The sequence below is a fragment of the Streptomyces polyasparticus genome (assembly GCF_014493765.1).
GTDB lineage: Bacteria > Actinomycetota > Actinomycetes > Streptomycetales > Streptomycetaceae > Streptomyces > Streptomyces polyasparticus.
This window is the reverse complement of sequence record NZ_JACTVJ010000030.1, coordinates 43900-59508: the sequence shown is the minus strand read 5'-3', so window position 1 is coordinate 59508 and position 15609 is coordinate 43900. Positions and strand designations below refer to the sequence as shown.

At 67.2% G+C, this 15609-nt stretch carries 13 protein-coding genes and 4 pseudogenes; 5 read left to right on the top strand and 12 right to left on the bottom strand.

All coding sequences use genetic code 11. The features are described from left to right. Positions 1 to 45: 45 nt before the first annotated feature. A complete protein-coding gene (locus H9Y04_RS40875) occupies positions 46 to 2763 on the bottom strand; it encodes a condensation domain-containing protein (RefSeq protein ID WP_268980553.1) in 2718 nt (905 codons plus the stop codon). Positions 2764 to 2945: 182 nt separating this feature from the next. Beyond that, on the bottom strand, positions 2946 to 3125 hold the full coding sequence (locus tag H9Y04_RS40870) for an integrase core domain-containing protein (protein WP_187819321.1): 180 nt from the start codon (positions 3123 to 3125) through the stop codon (positions 2946 to 2948). 180 nt (positions 3126 to 3305) lie between these two features. Here H9Y04_RS40870 and H9Y04_RS47185 point away from each other — a divergent pair. Next, positions 3306 to 3524, top strand: a pseudogene (locus tag H9Y04_RS47185) (IS30 family transposase); the annotation flags it as partial. Between the two features lie 207 nt (positions 3525 to 3731). On the opposite strand, the pseudogene H9Y04_RS40860 reads toward H9Y04_RS47185, so the two are convergent. From H9Y04_RS40860 to H9Y04_RS40830, 7 genes and pseudogenes are all read right to left on the bottom strand, one after another. Next, positions 3732 to 4893: pseudogene (locus H9Y04_RS40860) on the bottom strand (IS3 family transposase). A 185-nt stretch (positions 4894 to 5078) separates the two neighbouring features. After that, positions 5079 to 5935, bottom strand: a pseudogene (locus H9Y04_RS40855) (IS5 family transposase). Between the two features lie 14 nt (positions 5936 to 5949). After that, positions 5950 to 6360, bottom strand: a complete 411-nt coding sequence (locus tag H9Y04_RS40850) for a RacP protein (RefSeq protein WP_187819319.1) — start codon at positions 6358 to 6360, stop codon at positions 5950 to 5952. A 2-nt stretch (positions 6361 to 6362) separates the two neighbouring features. Next, positions 6363 to 7280, bottom strand: coding sequence for a DUF6192 family protein (locus H9Y04_RS40845; protein WP_308801891.1), 918 nt, complete (start codon positions 7278 to 7280; stop codon positions 6363 to 6365). A gap of 283 nt (positions 7281 to 7563) precedes the next feature. After that, positions 7564 to 8763, bottom strand: a complete 1200-nt coding sequence (locus H9Y04_RS40840) for an MAB_1171c family putative transporter (protein WP_187819318.1) — start codon at positions 8761 to 8763, stop codon at positions 7564 to 7566. Between the two features lie 13 nt (positions 8764 to 8776). Beyond that, complete coding sequence (locus H9Y04_RS40835; RefSeq protein WP_187819317.1) at positions 8777 to 9280, bottom strand: ImmA/IrrE family metallo-endopeptidase; 504 nt, start codon at positions 9278 to 9280, stop codon at positions 8777 to 8779. 109 nt (positions 9281 to 9389) lie between these two features. Then, positions 9390 to 10079 carry a helix-turn-helix domain-containing protein gene (locus tag H9Y04_RS40830; protein WP_187819316.1) on the bottom strand — a complete coding sequence of 230 codons (690 nt, stop codon included), beginning with the start codon at positions 10077 to 10079 and terminating at the stop codon, positions 9390 to 9392. A gap of 1267 nt (positions 10080 to 11346) precedes the next feature. Between H9Y04_RS40830 and H9Y04_RS40825 the strand changes: the two genes are divergently transcribed. From H9Y04_RS40825 to H9Y04_RS47175, 3 genes are read left to right on the top strand one after another with little or no spacing between them, the layout of a single operon-like run. Further along, positions 11347 to 11826, top strand: coding sequence for a hypothetical protein (locus tag H9Y04_RS40825; RefSeq protein ID WP_187819315.1), 480 nt, complete (start codon positions 11347 to 11349; stop codon positions 11824 to 11826). Continuing rightward, a complete protein-coding gene (locus tag H9Y04_RS47855) occupies positions 11823 to 12785 on the top strand; it encodes a helix-turn-helix transcriptional regulator (RefSeq protein ID WP_187819314.1) in 963 nt (320 codons plus the stop codon). Before H9Y04_RS40825 ends, H9Y04_RS47855 begins: the two co-directional genes overlap by 4 nt. 19 nt (positions 12786 to 12804) lie before the next feature. Continuing rightward, positions 12805 to 13125 carry a hypothetical protein gene (locus H9Y04_RS47175; RefSeq protein ID WP_236072049.1) on the top strand — a complete coding sequence of 107 codons (321 nt, stop codon included), beginning with the start codon at positions 12805 to 12807 and terminating at the stop codon, positions 13123 to 13125. Positions 13126 to 13490: 365 nt separating this feature from the next. Here H9Y04_RS47175 and H9Y04_RS40810 read toward each other — a convergent pair. Continuing rightward, positions 13491 to 13782, bottom strand: a pseudogene (locus H9Y04_RS40810) (transposase); the annotation flags it as partial. Positions 13783 to 13851: 69 nt separating this feature from the next. Between H9Y04_RS40810 and H9Y04_RS40805 the strand changes: the two are divergent. Further along, a complete protein-coding gene (locus H9Y04_RS40805; protein WP_187819392.1) occupies positions 13852 to 14442 on the top strand; it encodes a hypothetical protein in 591 nt (196 codons plus the stop codon). 150 nt (positions 14443 to 14592) lie between these two features. Here H9Y04_RS40805 and H9Y04_RS40800 read toward each other — a convergent pair whose 3' ends face one another. After that, entirely contained in the window at positions 14593 to 14814 is a 222-nt protein-coding gene (locus H9Y04_RS40800) for a hypothetical protein (protein WP_187819313.1), read from the bottom strand. A gap of 91 nt (positions 14815 to 14905) precedes the next feature. Continuing rightward, positions 14906 to 15454: a 50S ribosomal protein L11 methyltransferase gene (locus tag H9Y04_RS40795; protein WP_268980556.1), complete on the bottom strand. Its 549-nt coding sequence runs from the start codon at positions 15452 to 15454 to the stop codon at positions 14906 to 14908. Between the last annotated feature and the right edge of the window lie 155 nt (positions 15455 to 15609).

Here is a 15609-nt window from a genome sequence, read left to right as displayed (position 1 = left end):
CCGGCGCCCCCCACCTGATGGGGTCGCCGGGCACAGCCGTACGGTTCAGCGCCGGGAGAGAGCAAGGGTCGCCGGTACGGCTTCGGCAAGCGCCGCACGCCAGGACTCTTCGGCGCCGCCCGCCGGTTCGCACAGCGCCGAGGCGTAGCGGGCGGCACGGAACAGATGGGCCGGAGCATCGGGGGAGTAGGCAAGCCGACTGTCACTGCCGACCAACTCGCGCAGCTCCAGCGCGAGCGCCAGCCAGTCCACATGACCGCCGATCGCGTTCACCACCCCGTACGCCGGAGATTCGACAACGTCGACCAGGAACCGGGCCAGCCGGTGCGCACTGATCCACGGCAACAGGCCCGGCCGGTACCGCGATGTCGCCTCCCGCGTACCCGGCAGCAGCATTTCGGTGCGGGCTTCCGCGGCCTGCAGCAGCGATCCCGTGACCCCCCAGCGCAGCTGATGGTGCAACCGGTCGTGGCAACCCCACACCGCCGGTACCCGCACGGCGCTCCAGCCGTGCGGTGTACCGCGCCGCGCCTGCGCCAGCAAGCGCTCGCACGCCAGTTTGGCCTCTCCGTAGGCGTTCACCGCACCGACGGGCCCGGCGCCCTCCGGAACCGGGCCCGGAGGCGGGCTGCCATAGGCGTCCACACTGCTGACGAAGACGAACGTTGCGGCGGAGCCGCCCGCCAGTAGAGCCCGCATCGCGGCGACGTCCACCTGCGGCGAGGTGAAGGTGCACGCCGCGTGCACCACCGCACCCGCTCCGTCGGCCGCGGCGCGCAAGGAATCATGGTCTGCCAGATCGCCCGCGACGATCTCGACGGGTTCTCCGGCCAGCAGATGAGCCGACTCGGGCCGCACCAGGGCACGCACACTGCGGCCCCGCGCCAGCAACTCCCTTACCACGAACGACCCCACGCCACCGGTGGCACCCGTGACCAGCACAGGCCCGGCAGCCGCTCCCGACAGCCCGGCGGACGAGGTGCGGGCCCGATGCGCGCGAGCGGACGTCGACACCTCGCCCGCGGCTCGTGCCAGCAGCTGCGCCCCGGCGCGTTCGTCGAGCAGCCGGCCCAGTCTGCGGGCGGAGCCGCACTCCATCACCTCCAGGCCCGTGACCGGCAGCGCCAGACGGCGGCGCAACCGCTCGGCGGCCTGCACCGCAGTCAGCGAGTGTCCTCCGGCGGCAAGGAAGTCCTCGTCCAGTCCCGGCCTGCCGCCGAGCACCTCATCGAACACCGAGACCACGGTCCTCAGCCGAGTGCCCTGCTCCGCCCACCCGGCGGCCGTCTCCGGCTGCCGTGAGCGGGGCGGAGCCGTCCACCGCTCCTCGTCCCGCCGCTGCCCGCCGTGAGCCTCTTCGGCGGGCAGCGGAATGTCGGGTGCATCCGCGATACGGGCGAGCAGCGCGAGATAGCGGCGGTGTAGTGCCTTCACTTCATCGGCATGGAACAGGGCGGTGTGGTAAGTCCAGTGCGCGACAAGGCCATTCGGGCGCGGCTCCAGCGACAGCGACAGGTCGAGATCGCATGCGGTACCAAATATCTGTTCACGCGCCGCCTCGAGACCGACCCAACGAGCCTCCGGCTCAGGCACGTTGTGCAGTTGGAACATCACCGGAGTCAGCTGGCGCCGACGATTGCTCCGGCCGCGCGCCACGCTCTTGACCACCTCTTCGAACGGAACGTCCTGGTGGTCCATGCCGTCCAGACAGGTCGCGCGGACCCGGCGGAGCAGTTCCCGCGGGGTGGGCCGACCCGACAGATCGAAGCGCATCGCGAGCGGATTGACCAAGTAGCCGACCAGGTCGCGGACATCAGCCTCGCTACGTCCGGCGGTAGGCGTCCCGATGACCAGATCCTCGGCTTGTGTGGTGGACCGTAGCAGTGCGCAGAACCCGGCAAGGAGCACCATGAACGACGAAGCCCGCTCATCGCGCGCCAGCTGCTGGAGCCGAATGGAGAGTTCGGCAGGCACCCCGGCGGTAAATGTCCGGGCCGCATGGTCGGCACCCCCGGTGTAGGCGGAGGACTCGCCGCCGACGCCCGGAAGCACGACTGCGGGCGCGCCTGCCAGATGCCTGCGCCAATAGCCGAGGCCTTTGCTGTACATACCGCCGGCCAGCTCGCGGCGCTGCCGGGCCGCGTACTCGGTGTACGTCACGCGCAGCCTCTGCGGCGGTGGCGTGCGGCCCAGCCGGCGCGCGCTGTACAGCTCTGCCAGCTGCTGCCACAGCACACTCTCGGACCAGCCGTCGACGGCGATGTGATGCAGACACAGCACCAGCAGGTGCTCGTTCGGCGCGGTCCGTAACAGGCGCCAGCGCACGGGAGGTTCGCGATCCAGGGCGTACGGTGCCGCGCCGAGCGCCGCCGCGATACCTCGTGCAGCTGCCGCGGGATCGGGCAGATCGCTCAAGTCCGAGGACGGCAGGTCCACCGGGAGCGCGCGCCGTACCCGCTGGACCAGCCGTCCATGCTGCTCGGCGAGCACGGTCCGCAGCACGGCCTGTCGCCGGTGCAGCAGGTCGATGGCTTCACGCAGAGCCACATGATCGAGCTCGCCGCGCAGCCACATCAGCAGCGTGCAGTGGTTGCTGCCGCTGCCGGGAGCCAGTTGCTCCACGAGCCACATCCGCTCCTGCCCGCAGGAGGCCGGCCCCTGGTCTTCGACTTCGTTCGCCGGGTGCGGTGTTGGAGGCCGGGTGGGTTGTGGAGGGGGGTTGCAGGGCTGTTCGGTCGGAAGGGATGTTCGGCGGGTCGTCATGGCTGGAGGCTGGCCCGTATGGCTATGTGTCTCCTTCTGCGGGGCTATCGGCACCCGCAGGCCGACAGGAGACTGTCCGGGCATGATGCGAGTCCGCCTGGAGCAATGATCATCGGCAAGGAGGCCTGGTTACTGTGGGGGAGGGGTTGGGCTTCGCCCCTCGCTTTGTGGACATCTACGAACTATGCAGCCAAGTTCAGGCTGCCTGAGTTGATCGAGCGCCGTGCGAATTCAACTGGGCTTATGTGACCAAGCGCGGAATGCCGACGCCGGTTGTTGTACCGGGCCAGCCAGGTGAACACGGCCATGCGGGCATCGGAATTGTTCAACCATCTTTCTCCGTAGAGCAGTTCGCGCTTCATGCTGGCAAAGAAGATTCCGCAAGAGCGTTGTCGTCACGCGAACCAAGCCGCCCCATCGAGCGTCGGATCTCGTGCTTTCGGCAGGCGGAGGCGAAGGCGGCGGACGTGTATTGGGCGGATTCAACCGGTCGTCGCAACACCTTGATCGTGGAGGTGTTGATGGGCAGGCCATCGGGATGGATGAAGGCGTTGACCGGCAGGTCGGCGATGAAGTCGCCGGGGGCTCCGTCGTTGCGGCGGGAGGGCGAGCGTGATTTCTGGCGTGGGATCGCCAAGGGGCTGACCAGCGAGGAGGCCGCGGTCGGCGCGTCGCAAGTCGCCGGTAGCTGTTGGTTCCGCGAGCGTGGCGGCATGCCGACGCTCCTGCCTATCCCTGTCTCGGGCAGTTACCTGTCGTTCTTTCGTGCCCTGATGCCGACAGGACAACGGGGCAGCCGAGAGGAGGAACCGAGCCCTGCGAAGGGCTCACCGGATCGGGTGGGGGAGCACCGCGCACGCTGTCGGACCTGCAGCACGCACTCGTCAGCGGCCGAGCATGAACAGGCCTGCGTGCGATGCCCAGTCCTGATTGTTTGGGTCTGATGCAGGGTTGGGTGACAGGTGTGGTCACGCGGCCCGGAGAGCCGGTGTAGTCATGACGATCTCGAATTCGACGGGGTCAGCCGGCCGAGCGAGGTTTGTCTGCGGCGTCGGTGGTAGGTCCTCTCGATCCAGGTCACGATCGCGATCCGCAGTTCCTCGCGGGTGGCCCACTGCCGGAGGTCGAGGACGTTCTTTTGCAGCAGGCTGAAGAACGACTCCATGGCCGCGTTATCGCCCGCCGCCCCGACCCTCCCTATCGAACCGGCCAGCTGGTGGCCGGTGAGTGCCCGGACGAACTTCCTTGATCGAAATTGCGATCCGCGATCGCTGTGGACAATGCACCCGGCGATGTTGTCGCGGCGGGCAACGGCGTTGTTGAGGGCTGCGAAGGCCAGTCGGGACTTCATCCGATCGTCGATGGAGTAGCCTACGATCCTCTTACTGAAGGCGTCCTTGATCGCGCAGAGGTACAACTTGCCTTCTCTGGTGGGATGTTCGGTGATGTCGGTGAGCCACAGCCGGTTCGGGCCGTCCGTCGTGAAGTCGCGGCGGACGAGGTCGTCATGGACCGGCGGGCCGGCCTTCTTGGCCTTGCCGCGCTTCTTCCCGAACACGCTCCACCAGCGGTTGTCCCGGCAGATCCGCCACGCGGTCCGGTCGGACATGCCAGAACCCACACTGCGGGCCTCGTCGGCCAGGAAGCGGTAGCCGAACTCCGGGTCCTCGCGGTGAGCGTCGATCAATGCGTTCGCGCGCGCAGCCTGCACCAACTCGGCATCGGTCACCGGTCGCTCCAGCCAGCGGTAGTAGGGCTGCCTGGCGAGCTTCAGCACCCGGCACGTCACCGTGACGGGCACCCCGTCTCCGGCCAGCTCTTTCACGAGCGGGTAGATCATTTTCCCGGCAGATTCGCCTGGGACAGGTAGGCCGCAGCCCGGCGCAGGACCTCGTTCTCCTGCTCCAGCAGCTTGATCCGCCGACGTGCTTCCCGCAGTTCCACGCTCTCCTGACTCGAAGTTCCAGGCTTGGTCCCGTCGTCGATATCCGCGCGGCGCAGCCACTTCCACAGCGTCATCGCGTGGACCTCGAAGTCGGCGGCCACTTGCTCGACCGTCACGCCCGGGCCGCGGTTCCGCGCGACACGGACGACATCCTGGCGGAACTCTTCCGGATAAGGCTTCGGCACAGCGACATCCTTCCCACCCGCCCCACAGGGCAAGCCAGTTCAGATGTCACCCGATCGTGCGGCAGACCCCATCGCTTCCGGCTCTCCTGGATACGACAGCTACCGCACTGGAGACCGGCGAGGCGGTGGACGGTTACCTGCCTGTGGCAGTCGATGAGGACGAGCTGGAATGGGAGTTCTAGCGTTCAAGCCGCTGCGACAGCCGGGTGGACCCGAGGCTTTGCCGCGTTCGGGTGGGCGGGGAGCCGGGTGAGCCGGCGAGTCATGAGCGTGATGGCGGCGAGCGTGAGCATCGCTTCGGAGTGCTCGGGGAGGGTTTCGTAGTCGCGCACGTTCCGGCGCGCGTGCAACAGCCAGGCAAGAGATCTCTCGACCACCCAGCGCCTCGGTAGGATCACGAATCCTTTCGCGTCTTTGGGTCTGCTCACGGTCTTGATCGTGAGGCGGAGATAGGACTTGGCCCAGGCGATGAGGGTGCCGGCGTAGGCCAGGTCGGCCCAGACGATGGTGATTTCGGGGTGCATGAGGCGGAGCCGGAAGAGGGCTTCGCGGGCGGCGACACTGTCGTGCATGTCGGCCGGGGTGACCATCACGAACAGCGGAAGCCCTTTGAGATCCACGATGATGTGTCTCTTCCGACCCGGCGTCTTCTTTCCCGCGTCGTATCCCGATGTGGAGCGTGGGACGGTGGCGGCGACCTTGACCGACTGGGAGTCGATCACCGCCGCCACCGGATTCGGGGAGGTGCCCATGGCTCGGCGGATCCGGTGCCTTAGCTGGTCGCGGATGAGATTGAAGACGCCGGCGGCGGACCAGCGGGTGAAGAAGCCGAACACCGTCTTGAAGGGTGGGAAGTCCTGCGGAAGGGCGGCCCACTTGCAGCCGGTGTCAACGAGGTAGCGCAGGGCATCGACGATCTTCCGACGAGGTGCGCCTCGGGGCGGCCGCCGCGACGGGTCTGGCAGGCCGGCACCGGCAGCAACGGCTCGATGAGCAGCCATTCGAGATCGGTGGTGTCCGAGGGATACCGGCGCCGGCGCATGACGACCGTCCTGTTCAGGCGATCAGGTCGAGGGTGGGCTCGACCGAGTTGAGCTGGGCGACGATGTGCCGGATCCGCTTGTCCTGCGGATCCAGGGCCGCGTGCGGGGCTATGGTCCCGGTGATCAGGCGGCGGACCTCGGTCAGCAGCACGTGGACCCGGGCCGTCTCGTAGGACTCCAGCTCGTTTGGGTCCGCGGTGAACTGGTAGCCGTCCGCGCGTGTGTAGATCACCGGTGGCCATCCCTTCTTCGTGATGATGTCGCGCATCATCGCCATGCCCGACTGCACTTGGCTGCGGGTGAGTTCGGTGGCCCGCATTAGCTGGTGCATGTGGAGCCCGGCCGGGCGGGCCTGCATGAGTACTCGCCAGATCGCTTCCGCGTGATCGCGTGCCGCGTCGCCCCGGTGCCGTGACCGGGGCATTCCTACTCGCCTCGCAGAAGCTTCGCGAGTTCCTCGTCCACGTCGACCTGGCCGGTGTCCACGGCGGTTAGGATCCACTCGCAGGTGGCGCGGACACGATCGACGTTGCGGTGCACCGTGTCGCGTTCGTCGTCGGAGAAGGGCCGCTCGCGCAGCGACGGCACGATCCTGCCGGTAGCCGCGACGAACCGCTGACACGCGGCGACCAGGTCCAAGAACTCTAAAGCGTGGTTGATCCGGCGCACGGCGGGCGCGAACGGCTCCGGCTCGCCCGTGAGTTCAGCCTCGTTCATCTCGCGCAGCTGGCGGGCCTGCTCGACCTGGGCGTGGTTAACCTGATGGCGGGCCGTGTCGTCCCGCATGGCCTTGAACGCGACCGATGGCCGGCGCAGCAGATCGGTGGCCACCTGCGTGGCGACCTGCTCGTCGGCGACCAAGTCGTGGACGGCCTCGATCTTCTCCTGCGCCGTCTCCGGTCCCGGACCGTGGTAGCCGACGCGCTGCCGGGACGTCTCCGGCGTCCAGCGTCGCATTCCGGTCCGCTCGTCCAGCGGCGGCGTTTTGATCGCCTTCCACCGCTCCTCGTCGTCGGAGATCGCGGCCAGAGTCTGGTGGATGCTGAACGCCACGCCAGGGCATCGCTGCTGCTCAGGCCATCGGCTGGCCACCCATCGGTAAGACCTGAGGGTGTTGTAGGGGACGTTGATGTCCTCCGAGAGCCGGCGCAGCCACGCCGACACCCCGAACAGGTCGTCGCCCACCGACCGGCCGCCGTGATCCTGCATCGGGCACACTTCAAGGGCCCCGTCGCCGATGATGAACTGACTCTTCGGCAACTTCTCGACCGCGTCACGCAGCCGCGCCACGATCTGCTCGTACTGATCCACGCTGACGCTGCCGACCATCTCCGAACTGGGCACCACAAGCCACCCCCTGCCAGGCCGGAGCACGGCCCCACGACCGTGAAGAGGAACTCCGACCCGCCCGGTACCGGCAGAATCCGCCCGCCGGCCTTTCCCGCAAAGGCGTACCAGCGCGGCACAACGAGCACCCGAAAGCTCTCCGCAAAGCCCGCTGCCGGACCACTGCGAGCAGAGGGCTCCGTGCACACCCAAGTCCGCCACCGTGGCGCGTGTACGAGATCAACAGAGGTTCAAAGATGGGTTCTGAGCGATTCTGACAACCGTCACAGAACGTCACAGATCATGGGTTATGACACAGCTTCTTCTGCGTCTTCACCAAGGGGTGTTGGAGTGCTGCGGCGACGCGCACGAGCTGTGTGCGCTCGGCCGCGGGTGCGACGCTGGTGAGCACGTTGATCGTGGGGTCCGGCAGGGGCGGTGCGCCGCTGGCGCGGCGGGAGAGCGCGTCGGTGAGGGTGACAGCGGAGCAAATCGCTTCGAGCTCGGTGGGGGATAGGCCGTGGCCTTCTGTTTCCCGGATGCGGTTGCTCGAGGTGTCACTCATCCAGGGGCGTAGTTCGTGCAGCGCGTCGGAGATCTCGACCACTCGTCGAGGCAGGTGCCAGTACCGTACGTTCCACGCCAGGATCTCGGTGGCGCGGCTGGGCGGGTGCAGGACGAGGTGTGGGGCACCGGTTTGGACCGCGAGCTGCCACAGCGGGCGCAGCCGGCGGAAATCTTGACGCTCGGCTCGCCATGCGCTCCAGGCGGGGCTGAGGTATCCGTACTGCACCATGTGGATGCCCAGGGCGCTGACCAGCGGAACTGCGAGGTGCAGTGCTTTGGGTGCCGGTCTGCCGGTCGAGTCGGCGATCAGTAGCGGCAGGTTGACCGCGGAGGACCACGCCATGAGATGCGCGCCGTAGCGGATTGCCCGCAACCCGCGCTGTAGTGCAGGGGGTTCCTGGTCCAGGGCGGCGAGGAGTCTGCGGCACTGTGCGGCGGTGGCCAGCAGGGCAAAGGCCGTTGTGATCCAGCAGCCGGTCAGGAAGGCAAACACCTGCGGGTCAGGGGCGTGCTCCCTTTTGCCGTGCAGCGCCCCTGCGGTGATGGGGCCGTCGATGAAGAACACGGCGACCACGAGTGCGGCCAAGGCGGCGTGGAGGCCTGCCACCCGGCGAGGGTCGAAGCCGCGTGGGATTGCTGCGATGCGCAGGTCGCGGGCCCACAGCGTGACGAGCAGGTGGGAGAGCGCCGCGAATCCGTACGTGCACAGGTAGATCAGCAGGAAGCCGAGGGTGGGGATGTGGGACACCGACCCGATCCAGCGGTAGACACTAGGCACAACGGGGGCAAGTGACGCGGCGGCCAGGATGCTTCCCGTGGCGACGATGACAAGCGAACGCGAGTGGTCGTGGCGCAGAGCGAGCACTTTGGTCACCGCCAGCAGGACGGTCACCAGGCTGACGCTGATGAATAGGCAGCCGTAGACGATGTGCATGACCCATGAGGCGTTAGACACCGGTTCTCCGGTTGGTCAGCGCGGAGGCGATCTCGGTGATGGCGGCGGGGGAGTGGCCCAGATCGAGCAGCGAGACCAGCTGGGTGGCGAGGAGTTCGGCCTCGCGCTCGAGCGGCGGCCCGTAGTGGGAGCGGCCCATGAGGACGATCCGTACGACGTCCGGGTTCATGCCCGGCAGCAGGGCACGTGCCGTCGCCGTGTCGAAGATGCTTCCGTCGTCGGGGCGATGCCCGCGCCACAGATGTGCGAGTTCGTGGGAGGCGATGAGGATGCGATTCAGCGGGGAGGCCGTCTCGTCCACGACGATCACGTCGCGGTCGTCGAACTGAGCGCAAAAGCCCGACACGGCCGCCGGCAGGCGCCGGTGTGTCACGAGAATTGGGCGCCCACGCATGTCGGCGACGGCCTGTACGGCGTCGTCGAGGGTGGGCAGATCGGGAAGGCGGAGGGTGCGGATTTGCCGCTGGGCCCATCGACGTTCTCGTCCGATACGCATGGCCTTGCCCCCGTGTCCATCTGCCCCGCCGCCCCTACCCGCCGTAACGGGTCTGATCGTGAGGGTAACGCGCCGGGAGGAGCGGCTGTGTGCCGGGACAGGGATTGGTTCAGACCGGTGAAACAGGCGGCACTTCGCCGGGACGGGACGTCATTTCGAGGAAGAGTTCCTCGACTGCGGCAGAGACCTCCGCGCGGCGGCCGATGGGGAGATCCGCCATTCTGAAGGCCATCGTCACGGCCTCCGGCGACTGAGAGATGCGCCGGTAGGCGGCCAGTGCCTTGAGGGTGTCCTCAAGTTCCACCACGACCGGACTGCCGGGCTCGTAGGTGAGAGCTTCCCGGCGTACGCCGAAGTGGCGGGCGATCGCTCCGAGACTGTCGGTCGTCAGGACATCGATGCCGACGCCGAGAAATGAGGCCAGCGGGGCCAGTTTGGAGAGCGTGGGCTGGCTGCGGCCCTCCAGCAACTTGTCGAGATAGGTCGGCGACATGCCCGCCGCCCGGGCGGCGGCCCGCAGCGAGTACGGCTCACCGTGCTCGTCCCTGCGCTGGGACAGCAGATGATTGAGGCGTTCGGTGAAGCCGGCCGCAACATGCTCGTGCTGCGGGTCGCGGTGGACGGGGCTCAGCGGCCGGCCGCGTCGCAGCGCGGCAACCTCCGCCACACTCACACCGGTTGCCTCGGCGACCTCACCATCCGTCCAGGGGCGTCCCAGACGCGCGGAAAACACGTTCTCGAACAAGCAGTCCAGTCGCGCGGCAACGCGCTGAGCCAGAACGTCGCTGCTCTCACCCACGGACATGCTCCCTATCTGCCCTCGCCGATGCGCTCGGAGTCTAGATGTTGAATCTGCGCTTTTGACGCCCACCGTATGCGTCGGACAGGTAACGGCCCCTGCCCCCAGCTAAGTTCACCGACAAGGTTCACCAAGGTGCCACCAATAGTTGACACTTGTTCGGGTCGCCGGTGAGGATTCGGGGGCGCGAAGAGGATCTAGGAATGCACGGCATGCTCACGGGGGGACGATCATGCCCAGATCAGGCTTGACCGCCTGGAGTTGCGTCGAGGTGCCCGACCTGCACGCCCGACGCAAGCCTGCCATCTGGAGTGCCTGGCCGACCCGAGCAACCATGTGCCCGCCGTGCACATCCTTCACCACAGCCGACCGGACGCAGGGCCGGCTGGATCATTCATGCGCCGAGCCGGTTACGCGATGCGGCGCGCAGGCAGGGGGAGCAGGGTGACCTAGATGCGATTGCGGCTTGGCCGCGGGTAACGCCCGCTCCCAGGTGATTAGCCGTCACCCGGGCTGGGCGTCCCATCTGCTACCGGAGGGTTAGCCGACCCTCCGAAGACCTGTCGCCCAGCCTCACGCCGGACAGCAGGTGTTTCGGTTCCGACCAGAACCATTCCCCACACCAACAGGGGTTTTGCCATGCCAACGGCACAGCCCTTATTGCGAGGTCAAGTGTGCACCACAACCATGCCCTTCGCCAGCCTCCCCCACCTGCCCCCCACCGTCTGTGCCCCGACGCCCGGCGCGGCAGAAGCAACTGCAAGCTGCGGCCTGGTTCCAGCTGGCGGGGGAGGGTCGGGCCGCGTCTCCTGGCCAGGGGCGGAACAGTCGGCAACGTCGCGGCTGCGCTGAGGGCCTGGATACGCGATGCGCACGCGGACGCACCAACGGAACCGGACGTACAGGTCAGTGAGTTGACGCTGGCATCGACGGTGCGCCGCGAACGGCCGGCGGAGCCCTTCGCGCCATTGAATCCCGGCGAAGCCGCGCTCGCCAGTCCCACCTGCCCGGGCAAACAGCCGCTCGGCCACGCACCGAGACCTTGCAGCACCGCACCGCCCCAGACCGGCATGTGCCCTAGCAGCCTTGCTGGAGCGCGGGTGCCTGCGATGTCCATGCGGGGGGCGATATGGCTGCGCTGACACCCACGCTTGCGCCGGTGCCACCCTGCACCGACCGGCTCGAGCCGCACTTGAGCCAGCCGGCAGCCGTGGGACACCCTTCGCATAGAGCGGGCCGATACAGCAGTCTGGAACTGGGGCGCGGGATGCGCGCCCGGCTGCGTACCGCGCTGCGCACCCTGCTGGACGATCCTGCGCTGCAAGGGCTGGCCGATGCCGCACGCCTTGCTGCAGTGATGCTCTATGCGAAGTCGCGGGCACCGCGCGGCACAAGCGACGATCTGCTCGCCTCCATCTGGGGGGCCGAGTTGGGCCGCTGGCTCGGGAAGTCCGCCTCGACCGTCCACCACCACGTGCTCCCCGCGCTGCGCGCTACCGGCGCGCTGCATACGCGGGTCGCCACCAACCCAAAGGGGCATCCGACCGACACAGCCCGCCAGCGCACCGCTCAGCACCTGCTCACCACCAGGCTGCAACGGCTGCGCGCGCTGACGACCGCCGGACCGCCGCCCGCCGCCCGTCCGCCACAGGCACACCCTGCGGCCCCGGTCCCAGCAACCGGACCCGGCGCGGCCCCATCACCCATGCCGCACACACCACACGAGAAGAACAGGGGCGGTCAGTGAGAAAAGCCAGTCTGGACTTCCTGGGTGTCACCAGCGAAGAAGAAGGCCTCTACCGCCAACTGCTGCGCCAAGGCAGTCTCACCCCCGACCCGGCCACCGACACCAAAATCGCCGACCGGCTGGTGGCGCTCGGCATGGCGACCGAGACGCACACCGGAGCCCTGCGTCCGGTCGCCCCCGGCCGCGCCGTCGAACGCCTCATCGAACACCGAGTGCACCGGGTACAGAGCGAGCTGGAGGAGACCACACACGCCTGCGGCGTGGTCGACTCGCTGCTCAAAGAACGCGAAGTCGCCGCGCTGCCCCGCGTCACCGCCGACAGTCCACCCGTACAACAGATCCAAGGCATGGAAAACGTGCGGGCCGCGATCGACGAACTCACCTTCTTCGTCCGCACCGAGAACCTGACCACCAACCCCATCGGAGTCCTCAGTCCGGAATCCATTGAGTTCTCCCGCCCCATCGACCTGCGAACCCTGCGCCGCGGCGTGCGGATGCGCACCTTGATGGCCGCACCTGCCCTGGATGACCCGGGCACGCTTGCCTATCTGCGTGAACTCGCCGGTGAAGGAGCTGAGATCCGGATCTCCCACCACCCCTTGGAGCGGATGATCATCTGTGATCGGGCTGCGGCGCTGACGCCGCTCGACCCGGCCAACACGTCCAAGGGCGCACTCCTGACGCGCGAGCCCGGCCTGGTCGCCACTGTGATCGAGCTCTTCGAGCGGATGTGGACGATGGCCAAGGACCTGCCGAAGCTGGACGACCAGCCGCCCAGCGACATCGAGCGCCGGATCCTCAAGGTGCTCTACAACGCGGACAAAGACGAAAGCGGCGCGCGCGAGCTGGGGATCTCCGTACGTACCTACCGCAAACACGTCGCGTCCCTGATGACCCGCCTCAACGCCAGCAACCGATTCCAAGCCGCTTTGCTGGCCCGGGAACGCGGCTGGTTCTAGAAGTCGCGGCAGCGGTTCCATGGCGGCGGATCCGCTGCCATGGACGAAGCCCCTTGGCGAGGGCGGCTCCTCCACGGCGTTACCCACCTGCCACAGCCGTTTCGCCAACCGCGCGGCTATCGTCGGCATCGTGACAGGAGACGCATTCGAACTGACTTGGGGAGTGGTCGCGACTGCCGGCGGGACGATCCTGGCGCTCGATGCCTGGGGTGCCGCAGAGCGATTCCAAGCGATGTCCTATGCGTACCGTTCGTGGCCCGCAAGCGTGACAACGTGTCGGGTGGCCGGAGGTCTTTTCATGATCGCAGGTGTGGTGACGCTGGTCGCCGCGCTGCCTTAACTGATCGTTTCAGAATGAAGCGCTTGGCCAGAGAGTTACGCACTGCGATGATGCGAACTCGACTGGGCGGTGGGGGACGGGGACACCAGATGACGCGTGGCAGCTCGTGCAGGGAGACGTCCTGGTCGGTGAGTTCAGTGAGTACGGCTGTGATCAGCCGTTCTTGCTGGCGCGCTTCACCCCGGGACCTGGCTGGGAGAGCGTGAGGCCGTTGTTCGAGGCATTGGCGACCTACAGGGGCTCGGACCCGGATGGGCTCAGGTTCGTCGCCCTGGCCAAGCCGTTGCAGGATTGGGGGCTCGCACTGGCTCCGGTTGACGGCCAGCAGACTCCGTTGCAGCTCTTCAAGGACTGCATGGTGTGTATCAATGGGGCTGAAGCCCACCTCCGCTGCTGACCGAGCGACTGGCCGTCCGTGGGAGTCGGCGCAGGCATATGAGGCTGCAGGCCAGGTCGAGCAGGCCCTGGTGGATGTCAGCGCGTCGTTCGTAGCGGATGCGGAGCCGTTTGAACTGGTGCAGCCAGGCGAAGGTGCGCTCGACCATCCAGCGCACCTTGCCCAGTCCGGAGCCGTGGGGGGACGCCGCGTCGGGCGATCAGGGGTTTGATGCCGCGTTTCCACAGCAGGCGGCGGTACTTGTCGAAGTCGTAGCCCCGGGCAGGTGACCGAGGACCCTGCCTGGCCAGGCCATTTAGCTCTGGACACGGGTGCTTGCAGTGGGTGTTATGGCCTCTGTGACTACCGCAACCGTGAAGTCGGCGCCTTGGCCCAAGACGATCCGCAGGGTCAGCCTCTGCATCTTCGCGGCCTTGGCGGTGCTCGCGACCTACGTCGGTGTTGTCTTCCTCGGCTTCGTGGCTGCGAGGAGGGGTGATCCCGTAGGGGAGACGGTGCAGGGTGGAGCCGTGCTTACCGGCTCCACGTGGCTCTACATCCGTCTCGGCAGGTCCCGTGTCGAGATCTCGGAGCGTGGCCTCACCATCGTGGACTGGTGGAGTCGGGAGTGGATTCCCTGGGGGGCGTATGTATCGGTGCATGAGGACAGCCAGGGCGGCTTGACCATCACCACCCGAGGCGAGGTTGAGCACAAGCCCGCGGCGTTTGGTGGGTCACTCATCGAAACGTTGCTCTCGATGCGCGGCCGGGGATTGATCATCAGGGCTGCTCGCGCCATCAAGACTGCCAGGGGTGCCGTGCGACCCGAGCATCTTGACGACCGAACCGTGGTCAAGCAGCGATGGGAATTCATCTGGGCCGACATGCTGCCCGTCGTGGCTCTGCTCACCATCGGAGCGGTGGCGCTGTTCAGCTCGTAGTTCGCGGTTCCAAGGTTCAGACCCCTACTCGCGTGCGCCAAGACCAGGCGGTCGGGAGACCCATCGTTGAAGGCGCGCCACATGGATGCCGGCGACCTCAAGTTCGATCTTCACCCAGTGATCAGACAGGTTGCTCCTGTGGCGAGCTGCTCAGTGCGTCGGGCATCCGTGTCGAGTGGTGGAGGCGGCGGCAAATGCCGTCAGCAGCCGGCGTGCATCCTGTGAGGCGATGGTGGTGCGTATCTTCTTCGCGGTGTCCGGCCGCGGGAATTCCTCGAACTTGAAATATGCGGTCCCCAGCCCGCCTGCGCAGTCCTGAGACCGCATGACCGCGCCGTTCACGCTGCCCGGGTAGCGGTCATCCAGGTACATCTCTTGCTGAGTCCGGTGAGTGGTTTGTTCGCTCTGTCCGCTGTGGCGTGCCCGCTCACCGCCTTGATCTCGAAGGGCTGAGCGGCCCGCCTTACGGACGTGCAGGCGAGGCGGGCTGGCTGAACTCCCAGACGTCAACGGTTCCTTGGCCCTGGGGGAGGACGCTGCGCCAGGCCGGATCGAAGGGCAGTTCCGCGCTGGCAATTTTCCGCATCGCCCAAGGTGATGGGTCCATGGCCGCAACGTTCAGGACCTCTGCTGCCGTGCTCCGCACACGAGCGGTACTCGCGTGCGCCAAGACCATGCGCAGGGCAGCCAAGCCGTCCACGCCTCCGCCATCGTGCAGATGACGCTCGTCTTCTGGTACGTCTGGCAGCAGTGCCGCGGGACGCTGAGGCGGGTTGACGGCCAGCACATCAGCATGCATGGGGGCGAGTTGGCTCCAGTCCGCTTCCCAGAGGGTCAGACGGTTGCGGGCCTCGGAGCCAAGAAGGTCCGTGACATTGCGAGCCGTATCAGAAAGAGCGGCACCGTCGTAATCCTGGGAGATGACATGGTGAGCTCCGGCCTCAAGGGCCGCCACAGTCACCAGGCCGGCCCCGCACCCCGCGTCCACAACGACCTGCCCGCGGGCAGTCAGTCGTCGCGGCGGGCAAAAAGGCAGAGAACGTCGACGGTCGGTGTACTCCGTCGCTGCCCTGGAACTTCCGGCCGAGGCCTATCCAGGGTCGACCTCGAAGATCTCCACCTGGGCATGCTGTCAGGCCTGGCTTCACGGCGAGAATCTGCACCGTC